The organism is Streptomyces hilarionis (assembly GCF_024539675.1).
Classification (GTDB): domain Bacteria; phylum Actinomycetota; class Actinomycetes; order Streptomycetales; family Streptomycetaceae; genus Streptomyces; species Streptomyces hilarionis.
Genome location: NZ_JAHHIT010000073.1, coordinates 41292 through 50923, shown reverse-complemented (window position 1 = coordinate 50923; position 9632 = coordinate 41292). Strand labels below are relative to the sequence as shown.

Sequence of the window (9632 nt, the reverse complement as noted above, 5' to 3'; positions counted from 1 at the left end):
CGCTGGGGATAGCGGGGGCCGGGGCGCTGCGGGCGGGGCCGGCCGATCCGGCGGCGCGGGCGGGGAATGAGCACGGGTGTCCTCCAACAGGGGTGATGGCGGGCAGTGATGCGCCCCGCCGGCGGAAGGGCCGTCGACGGGGCGGAAGGAGTGAGGAGTGCGGCCGGTCGGCCTGCCCGGTCCTCGCCCGCAGTGGGGCAGGGGCGAGGGCCGGGCAGGGCGGCGGGTCAGCGGTGAAGGGTGAAGAGGCTGGAAGTGGTGGGCGCAGAAGTACCGGGTGCCGGACTACCTGGACCCCAGCCGACTGACCACCGTGGCCAGGCGGGGCCTTACAGGCCGCGGGCGTCGGCGAGGCTGGCGGCCTGGTCGACCATGCGGAGCGGGGTGCGGGCCGATCCGTGTGCGTCGTTGAAGGCGGGCACGGAGTCGACGTGGTCGCCGAACTTGCGGCGGATCGCGTCCAGGAGCACGGAGGCCGCGTCGGCTTCGAGGCCGCTGTCGCCGCGGGCCTCGATCCGGATGGCCCCGAGCATGCAGCGGGCGCCGTCCTCGTCGACCAGGACGTCCTTGCACCAGCCGCCGGTGAGCAGCCGGTGGTGAGCGCGCTGCAGAAGAGCCGCGACCGGGGTCGGGGAGGACTGTGGCGGTGGCTGGAGCGTCGGGGTCAGCGGGACGGTGACGACGTCGGCCAGGTCCACGGGCTCGGTGTCGATGTGCGCCGTGTTGACCTCGTAGGCGACCTTCGCTTCGTCGAGCCGCACGGTCATCGCCGCGCTGATGAACGCCAGGCGTTCCTCGAGGGACAGCGCCGTCGGCGGCGCGGGCTGCGCGGCGGCCGGGGCGGCCTGGTTCATGGCGGGGGTTGGGTGGGTGTGGGGCATCGGAGCTCCTGGGGGCGTCGAAGCCGCCGGGTGGGAGGCTTCGACGTCTGCGGCCGGGGCGGGGTCAGATGCTGGAGATCCAGCCGGTGACGGTGCTGATCGCACTCGTGATCAGCGGTGCGGCGCCGGTGGAGGCGAGGAAGAAGCCGAACAGGCCACAGGCCAGGGCGGGTCCGGGGCGTACGTAGCCGCCCCGGATGAGGACGAAAACAACGATGCCGAGCAGGACGACAGCGGAGATGGATACGGCCACGGACGGTGTGTCCTTCCAGGTGTGGGCAGGGCCCGGCCGGATGGCCGGGCCCTGCGGGGGTGGAGCGGGTTGGGGTCAGACGCCGGAGAGGTTCTTGATGGCCTCCAGCGCCTGGCGGGGGGAGGTGACCGCGTCGCGGCGCGCAGCGGACTTTCCGCCGCCGCGTCGCGGGCCGCCGCCGCCCTTCCTGGGCGCGTCGTCGTCGCCGTCCTCGTCGTCGTCCGGTTCGTCGCCGAACTCGCCGGGCCGGGGCGGCTCGGTCCAGTCGAACCACAGGTCCCGCGCTTCGAGCTCGCGGATCTCGTAGTCGGTGAGGGTGGCGATGGTGTCGGGGAAGTAGTCGTCGAGGCCGTTCTTGAAGTCCATGAACAGGGTGCGCAGGACCTCGGGCTGCTTGGCTTCGACGATCCAGCCGGCACCGCCGGTGTTGGAGTTGGCGGGCGGCTCGGGCTCGCCGCGCATCACCCGCTCGATCCGGCCCGCCTCTTCCTGGGAGAAGGAGCGGGGGAGCGGGTCGGGCGTGTGCTCGGGCGGGATGCCGAGTGCCTTGAACATGTCGCCGACCTTCTTGGGCGCCACTTTCAGCACGACCGGGATGCAGTTCTCCCGGAGGTTCTCGCACAGCAGCTGCGTGAAACCGTCCTGCACGTAGATGGACTGGCCAGCCACCTTGATGCCGATGCCGTACTTGCGGCCCTTGACCGACACCTTCTCGGCAAGGTCCATGATCTCCGCGCCGTAATCGCCGTGGCGGGCGGCGGAGAGGAACTCATCCAGGTAGGCGGACAGCATCCGGTAGGGGCAGCCCGGCAGGTTCGGGTCCCAGTCGTAGACCCGTCCGTCCTCCCACGGCATCTCGCCGCGGATCTCCATCAGCGCGTCCAGCGCCCGCAGCAGCCGGATCATGTAGAGCGCGCCGATGCCGTAGCGGTCGGTGTACTCGCCCAACTTGGCGGCCTTCTCGTCCGGGGCTTCCGCCGCCAGCCAGACCACGGCGCCGAACAGGGCGTCGGCGGCGACGTGCAGGCCCATCAGCTGGGTTTTGCCGCCGCCGGACGGGGCGACGAACAGGCCGTGGGCGGCGCCCCGGTCGGTGTAGACGCGGTTGCGGGCTGGCTGGCCGTTGCCCAGGTAGCCGGTCACCCACCGGCCGTCCTTGTCCGGGGTGAGCAGCTCCCGCGTGGCGGGGAAGATCTGCGCCAGCGGCGAGCTGTCCCACAGGGAGACCAGGATCTGGCTGCCGTCGACGGTGACGAACAGCCTGCCTTCGTCGTACTTGGTCTTCAGCGCGGCCGCCAGGGCGTGGCTGTTGACGCGCGGCTCGCCCATCTCGTCGGGGACTTGGGCGATGTAGTGGGTGACCTTGCGGGCGTGGTCGCGGACCTCCTTGACGAACTGGGAGCCGGGCACCGGGCCGCTCGCGATCCGGTCGGCCCACCACTCGTGGGCGGTGGGGGCCTTGCGGCGCCGGTCATTGGCATCGGGAGTGACGTGGACGTGCTTCCAGCCGGGGCCGCCCTCACGCCCAGGCTGGCGCACCACCTCCTCGATCCGCACGTCGGTGGCGTCCACACCGAACGCGGCGGCGACGTCCTCCTCGCGCAGACCAGAGATGGCCCGGCCCGCTTCGGCGGCGCGCAGCAGCAGCGACAGGTCGTGTCGCGTGCCCTGGTGTGCTTCCGCCGTGACGACGATGGTGCGGCCGGGCATGCCGCGGTTCTCCCACAGCCAGCGCACCTGCCGGGTGAAGGCGTCCGCGCCGTCGTCCGGCTGCGCAACAGACGGCTCGGGAGCCGGCTGGACCTGCGGCGCGGGGACCGGTGCGGCGAGTGCGGGGCGGTGGCGGCGGCGGGTGTGCCGGGAGAGCGGCAGCACCAGCAGGCCGGCCGCGGCCCATCCGGCGGCGAGCAGGGCGTCCAGGCAGTAGGGGCCCCAGTCGATCGTGTTCTTCGCGGCGATGTCGACGGCTGCGGCGAGCACGAGCGGCGACCAGCGCAGGATCTTGCGGCCCGCGCCGGACTCGTCGCTCTTGGCGGCCAGGACCCAGCCGCCGACGCCGGCGGCGCCCGCCAGCTGCACGACCGTGTTGACGGGGCTGTCGGGGGAGAGGTTCGGGGCCGCGGCGAGGACCGGGGCGGTCAGGGTGTAGAGGGTGCGCTCCAGGGCGACGCTACGCGGCACGGACACGGAGATGTTCCTTTCGGGGACGGCGATGGGCGGCCCGCCTCGGTGGCGGGCCGCCCATCAGGGACGTCGGTGGGTTGAGAGCTAGCGGGCGGGCTAGCGGGCGAAGAAGCCGGGCTTGGGGGTGCGCTCCTTGCGTCCGGAGCGGACCGCGTCCAGGCCCTCATACAGCTGCGCGTGCCTGCGCTGCGCGGCTGTGGCCAGGCCGGACACCTCCTGCGCCGTCTCGTGTAGCTTCCGGACTTCGACGGCGGCGCCGCCGAGGGCGAGGGACACCTGGTTGGTCATCTCGACGAACTTTCGGTCGAGTTCGGCGTTGGCGATGTCGGCGGCCAGGCCCTCGGAGCGCTGGGCGTTCATGCGCATGCCGCGCAGCAGCTGCTCGAGTTCGTTGCCCGCGAGCTCCATGGCCGTGCCGAGGGTCTTGAGCTTGTCCTGGATGGCCTTGTAGCGGTTGTCGCCGTCTGTGCGGGCAGCGGCGCCGTTGGCGTGGGGCGTGAGGTCGCTCATGGCGGCCCTGCCTTTCTAGTCGTGGTGGGCTGCGGCGGAGGCGTTGGCCAGGCCGGCGTCGTCCATGGCCGCGATGTCCTCGCCGTAGGTGCGGCCGACCGATACGGCGGCGAGGCGGGCGGCCTCCGAGGCGGTCTCGCACTCGGTGGCGCAGCGTTCGGCGAGCTGCTTCATACGGGTCGCGGCGTCGGCCAGGTCCGTGATCTGGTCGACGACCTCGGTGGTGATGTTGTGGTCGCCGCTCAGGTCGGTGGCCATGTCCCGCAGAGCGTCGGCCACCTTGCCCAGCGCGAGGGCCAGGCCCTGGGCGCGGTCCTTGTCGAGTGCGGCGGCGATCGCGATGTTCACGATGTCCGTCAGGTACTCGCCGAAGGTGATGTCGGTGCGGTGCTTGGCCGCCATGCCGGTCTGGCCCCCTGCGGGCTTGCTGACCTGCGATGCCACAAAGTCCTCCTGCTGTGCAGTGGGCCGGCTGGTGCCAGGACGCTTCAGATGTGATTCGGATGCGGGAGGCAGTCCCGCACGGCGTGCGGCATGCCAGCCCAACGGGTCACCGTCGTCATGGACGACGGGGGCATCGTGGATGTCCGGCACGGTCTGGGGCTGCGGGTCGAACCGGTGCGGACGGCCATCGGCCCACTCAGCCGTGGGCTGGGTCGGATCGGGGCCGAACGGGCTTTCCGTGGAGCGGGCGCTGCGCCCGCGACGCCGGCTGCGTTGCCACCACACACGCTCTGACGGGCCGTCGTCGTCCTCCTCCTCGTAGGTGCCGGGCGGGACGTCGTCGGCCTTGGGGCTGTCCTCCGTTGCGGTGCCGCCCTTCGCAGCCTTGTCACCGGAGGCGTCGGATGGCTTTGCGCCGCCCTTCCCACCGGCGCCCGGATCCTTGGCCGCGGAGCCGTCCTTCGGGTCGTCAGATGACGATTCAGGGCCGTCCTTGGGCATCTTCTCGGTCGCGGCCTCGGAGTCCTTGGCGTCCTTGTCGCCGGTGGAGTCCTTGTCCTTCTCGGCTGCGCGGCGTTTGTCCCAGCGGCGCTGCGCTTCCTCCCCCAGGGCCGCACCGAGGGTGGTGCGGTCGTCGGCGGCCTTGGCGGCCTCCCGCTTGTCCTTCCTTGCAGCCTTCCGCTCTTCTTTCGCCGCGCGGCGCTGCTCCCGCTCCGCCTGCCGGTTGGCGCGGCCTTGATCACGGTCCTTGCTGCGGTCGGCGAGGTTCGCGGCCTGGTCGGCGGCGCGCCGCTGCTGGCGAGCCGCCTGCCGGGCAGCGGCACGCTCCTGGCGGCCGCGAGCCCGTTCCGCCTTCGGGGTGGCGGCCGGCGAGTCCTTCGACGTGGCGCCGTCGCCCTTCGAGCCGCCCTTGCCGTCCCCGGAACGGCCCTTGCCTGTGCCGGAGTTGCCAGAGCCGTTCTGACGGCCTTTGGGACCACCGGAGGACTCATTGCCCTTCGGGCCGCCCCCACGGCCGCCAGCGGAGCGATCAGGGCCCTTCCCGTCCCTCTTGGGGGAGTTGCCGCCCCCGGAGCCCCGTCCAGCGCCGCCGGAGCTGCCGCCGCCCGAACGTGAGCCACCCCCGCCACCGGCCTTCGAACGGCCGCCCTTGTCGCCGCCCAAGCCGGAGCTGGAGGAGCGTGCCGCGTCGGCCTTGCCGCGCGCTTCCGCCTTGTCGGCTTTCGCCTTCATCTCCGCTGTATGAAGCTTGGCGTTCTGCTCCATCAGCGCAGTTTCCTGCGCGGTGCGGGCCTTCAAAAGCGCGGCCTTACGCGCTATCTCCGCCTCACGGAACGGCGCTTCACCAGCGTGCCGGTCCCGCGCCACTTCCAGCCGGTATTCCAGCCAGTCACCCAGCCGGTCCGCGAGAGACCGAGGCTGGACATATTCGCCTTCCTCAAATTCGCCGTCGCCGGAATCCGGTACGCCGGGCATTCCCGTCTCCCGCAAAGCAGTTTCCGGGGAAATGGGGCCTCGGATAACTGGGAGTTCCATTGTGGTCTCCGCCGGGGACTCCGGAGGGACAACACTGCCTGAACCACTGTCGGGCGGTTCGGAGTAAAAGAGATCCCCGCCGTCGGGGGCTTCCGGCATTTCTCCGGAATCGCCGCCGCGGGCGGGGAGGTTGATCACGTTGCTGTCGGTGTCGTCGGACACGCGGCCCCTCCTCCTGGGCTTGACAGTCGGCACCGGCCTCGCGTACGCGCGTGCGCGCCACGCGCGGCACGCGACACGCGCGGCACGCGGTGGGATCGCCGAAGGGCCGCCCCCGGGATCGGAGACGGCCCTTCGTGACGAGACGCGAGCGGCTAGCCGGAGTGACGGCTGTGGACGTTCTGCAGAGCGAGCACGACATCACGGATGAACGCCGTGTCCCCGCCGCGGTAAGCCTGCGTGCCCCGGATATTCACCACTCGGAGCCAGGCGTAGAAAGTGCCGAGTTCCTCACCGTGCTGAGCGATCATCTCTTGCTTGATTTTCCGCTCGTGTTCTGCACGGTTGAACTTCTTCCGCTCGACTTTCGTGAGCGGGCGACCTGCACTCACGCCGACTCCCTGCGGTCCAGGTTGTAAATCGACGTGGGACCACCATAGCCCACATTCGGGCTCTGCACACCCTGCTGCACCGAGTTCTGCGGGGCAGCCTGGAGCGGCGGATTACTCTTGCGCGCCTTGAGCTGCGCCTTTTCCTTTCGCTGCTTCGTCACCTCCTTCACTTTCTCGTCGTGGGCGTGGCGCTTATGGGCGCTCCTTTCCATTCCCGCAGTGGCGTTCTTGAGGTTCTTGAGAATGTCGTTCAGGGACTTTTCCACCGGGAAGGAGCGCAGGAAAGCCTGGCCCATCTTGTCGCCCTCCACGCGGGTTCCGCGGCAGTGAACGCGGGTCTCGCGCTGGAGGATCTCCAGCTTGGCCTGCATGTCCAGCACGACCCGGTGGAAGTCCGCGAGGTAGTGCGCGTAGGCGGCGGGGTTCCGCGCGATCTCGCGCAGCGCCGCGTTCGGGTCGTCGAAGAAGGGCTTGTCTTCGGTGCTCACGGGGTCCCTCCATGGGGGTCGGATCTGCTGTACTCGGGGGGCTGTTGACTGCTTCCGGCAGTCGCAGCGGAGGGCCAGCCCGATTCGCGCGGGCTGGCCCTCACTGGTGTGTGCCGGACGGTGGATCAGCCGAGGTGCTTGTCCGCGTCCTCGGGGCGCAGCAGGCCGGCCTTGGAGAGCAGGCGCACCGCGCGGTTGTGGTTGACGGAGAGCTGGTTGCGGACCTGGTAGAGGGTCACGAACCCGTCCTCGCCGCGCGGCAGGTTCTGTACGAGCGGCAGGAGTTCCTCGTCTGTCCGTACAGGCGTACCGGGACGGTCAGCACCCGCCGTACCGCTGGTTCCGGTTGCGGGAGGGGAAGCGGCGTCCGTACCTGTACGGGCCCCCGGAACACCGTCGCCGCCGGAGTGTGTACAGACGCTGATAGCGCCGGTGCGTCCCTGTACGGCCGCGCTGGCCGTACCGGTACGCCCCGCAGTCGCCGTACCTGTACGCGCCGCCTCCTGCGAGGGGGTATGTACGCCGTCTGTACGGTGGCTGTACGCCCTGGTCAGCACCGCTTTGGTTCCGTCACCGTGCGGCGGGTGGGTGGCGGTGTGTACAGGGTCTGTACCGTCCCGTCCGGGGCCCGCAGCATCCGGCCGTACCGAGCCGTGAGCGGCGTACAGGTCGGGGCTGGCTGCCCCTGTACGGCCGGACGGCACGGTGTCCGTACCGTCTGTACGCCGGTGCGTACCTGTACGGGCGGGCGTTCCGTTTCCGCTGTCCGTACCGGTACGGACGCCCGCAGCGTCCGTACTGCCGTGTCCGTCCGTCCCGTCGTCGTGCATGAGCGTGTGGACGCGCCAGATGACGGCCACGAAGATCAGCACGACGAACGTCGTCAGCCACCACGGAGCAGACTGTCCCTCGGGCACGAGGTGCGCCTGCTCCGACAGGTGGAAGACCACATTCGCCGACGCCATCAATGCGAGCGCGTACGGGATGTCCTGCTTGGCCCGGAACGCGGTGACGCAGTAGACGTCGATCGACACCGGCAGCAGCGGAGCAACGTACTGGTTGATGCCGACCATGCGGGCCAGCTCGTACTCTCCCGAGGCGGCAAGACCGACGCCGGCGCCCAGCGCGATCCATGGGGCCGTCTTCCACGCCTTGCGGCTGAGGTTCTGCTGCCAGCCGTGGAAGCGGGAGTTGGCCCGCTTCGCCTCCCGGGCCTCTTCGAGCAGCCGGCGGGCGCGGGCCTCATCCGCTTGCGCCCGCTCGGTGATGCCCTTCGCCTTGCGCTCCGCCTCCGTGGTGATGCGACTCGCTTCCTTCTGGGCGGTCTCGCGTAGTTGCGCCGCGAAGGTCTTAGCTTCCTCCCGCAGCCGCTCACGCTGCCTGTCGCACGCCGTTTTGAGCCCGGCGAGTTCGTCGGCCAGGGTCTGGCGTTTGGCGGCAGCCTCGGTGTCGAACTTCTCGCCCAGCTGGCGCAGCTCGGTGCGCAGCTCGGTGCGGGCCTTCTCCGCTTCAGCGCTCACGGCGGCGACGTGAGCGTCGGCCTCGCGGCGCCGTTCGGCGGCGGCCTGGACCGCGTCCGCGTACAGCGCCTCCGCCTCCGCCCGGCGGCCGGCATAGTGTTCAGCTGCCGTCGCCGCGAGCTGTGCGAACCGCTCACGGGCCTGGTCAACCTCGCGCTGCGCAGCGGCCACCAGGGCGTCGGCCTGCTCCTGGGCGCGGGCGAGGATCTGGCTGGCCTCGGTGCGGCGCTGGTCGACCAGGGCGCTGATCTCGGTGAGGTCGGTCTCCGCCAGACGCCGCAGCTCGGCAACCGCCTTGCCGGTCGCCTCACGGTCGGTGGTGACCAGCTCGGTCAGATCGGCGACCTGCGCGCGGGCCTCCTTGACGAGGGTCTCGGCACGGTCGTGGGCCTCCGCCAGGAGCCGGTCCGCCTCGCCGCGCGCCGCCTCCAGGTCGTTCTTCGCCGCCGCGCGCTGGGCGGTGGCCTCCTGGTCGGCGTCGGCGGTGATGTCCGCGGCGCGGGTCTGCGCCTCGGTCATCAGCGCGGTGACCTTCTCGTGCGTGTCGGCGACGGTGCGCGCGGCCGCCGTCTCGGCTTCCGCCTGGAGGGCGGCGGCCTGCTCGCGTGCAGTGTCGATGACGTCGGCGGCCCGGTCCCGGGCGTCCGCGACGCGGGCCAGCGCCTCGAGGTCCACCTCCGCCGCCGTCTGCGTGGTCCCGGCCGGGGTCTTGGGAGCGTCGGGGGTGGGGGAGGCGGTGGGCTGCGGAGTCGGACGGGATGCCGCCGGCTTCTTGCGGGCGGTGGGCCTCTTGTTCCGGGTTCGAGTGGCGGCCACGCCGCCTCCTTCCAGGTAGATGCCGCTGGGGGGCGGCGGTTCACGGGTGGTTCGATCAGTCGCGCTGGGCGGACAGCTCCGGCCGCTGGTTGGCGGTCGCGTGCTGCTGGCGCAGCCAGGCGACGGCGGCCGGGGTCATCGCCCCGGTTTCCGGCTCGCTCAGCGGCGCGGTGTCGATGTCGTGCATCGCGTCGGCCGGCGGGAGCAGCCGCATGTAGGCGGGGTCGATCCCGGCGCGGGCTCGGTTGCCGCTCAGCTCCGTCAGGTCGTAGAGGATCTTTCCGCTGTGACCGTTCGTCCAGGACCGCTCCACCCGTCCGACGAAGGTGTGGCCCGGCAGACCGAGCCAGAACCGTTCGACGTCGCGGAACAGGACCAAGTCGCCCCTGGTGTAGGTGACCTTCGGTTGTACGGCCTGCTGGGGCTGGGTCATGTGCTCTCCTCACATC

The 9632-nt window shown here is 71.0% G+C and carries 9 protein-coding genes; all 9 read right to left on the bottom strand.

Annotation, left to right across the window (positions count from 1 at the left end; translation table 11 throughout):
- Window positions 1-329: 329 nt before the first annotated feature.
- The 9 genes from KMS84_RS19240 to KMS84_RS19200 all read right to left on the bottom strand — a co-directional run bounded on the left by KMS84_RS19240 (window position 330) and on the right by KMS84_RS19200 (window position 9616).
- Window positions 330-881 (bottom strand): DUF6197 family protein, encoded by a 552-nt coding sequence (locus tag KMS84_RS19240; RefSeq protein WP_256917491.1) that lies wholly within the window; start codon window positions 879-881, stop codon window positions 330-332.
- Between the two features lie 64 nt (window positions 882-945).
- A complete protein-coding gene (locus KMS84_RS19235) occupies window positions 946-1134 on the bottom strand; it encodes a hypothetical protein (RefSeq protein WP_256917490.1) in 189 nt (62 codons plus the stop codon).
- A 75-nt stretch (window positions 1135-1209) separates the two neighbouring features.
- Window positions 1210-3321 (bottom strand): chromosome segregation protein ParM, encoded by a 2112-nt coding sequence (locus tag KMS84_RS19230; RefSeq protein ID WP_256917489.1) that lies wholly within the window; start codon window positions 3319-3321, stop codon window positions 1210-1212.
- 93 nt (window positions 3322-3414) lie between these two features.
- Window positions 3415-3828, bottom strand: coding sequence for a conjugal transfer protein TraB (locus tag KMS84_RS19225; RefSeq protein WP_256917488.1), 414 nt, complete (start codon window positions 3826-3828; stop codon window positions 3415-3417).
- A gap of 15 nt (window positions 3829-3843) precedes the next feature.
- Window positions 3844-5970 (bottom strand): ATP/GTP-binding protein, encoded by a 2127-nt coding sequence (locus KMS84_RS19220; RefSeq protein ID WP_256917487.1) that lies wholly within the window; start codon window positions 5968-5970, stop codon window positions 3844-3846.
- Window positions 5971-6122: 152 nt separating this feature from the next.
- Window positions 6123-6359, bottom strand: a complete 237-nt coding sequence (locus KMS84_RS19215) for a hypothetical protein (protein ID WP_256917486.1) — start codon at window positions 6357-6359, stop codon at window positions 6123-6125.
- Complete coding sequence (locus tag KMS84_RS19210) at window positions 6356-6847, bottom strand: hypothetical protein (protein WP_256917485.1); 492 nt, start codon at window positions 6845-6847, stop codon at window positions 6356-6358. Before KMS84_RS19210 ends, KMS84_RS19215 begins: the two co-directional genes overlap by 4 nt.
- Window positions 6848-6972: 125 nt before the next feature.
- Complete coding sequence (locus KMS84_RS19205) at window positions 6973-9183, bottom strand: coiled-coil domain-containing protein (protein WP_256917484.1); 2211 nt, start codon at window positions 9181-9183, stop codon at window positions 6973-6975.
- Window positions 9184-9238: 55 nt separating this feature from the next.
- On the bottom strand, window positions 9239-9616 hold the full coding sequence (locus tag KMS84_RS19200) for a hypothetical protein (protein WP_256917483.1): 378 nt from the start codon (window positions 9614-9616) through the stop codon (window positions 9239-9241).
- Window positions 9617-9632: the final 16 nt, after the last annotated feature.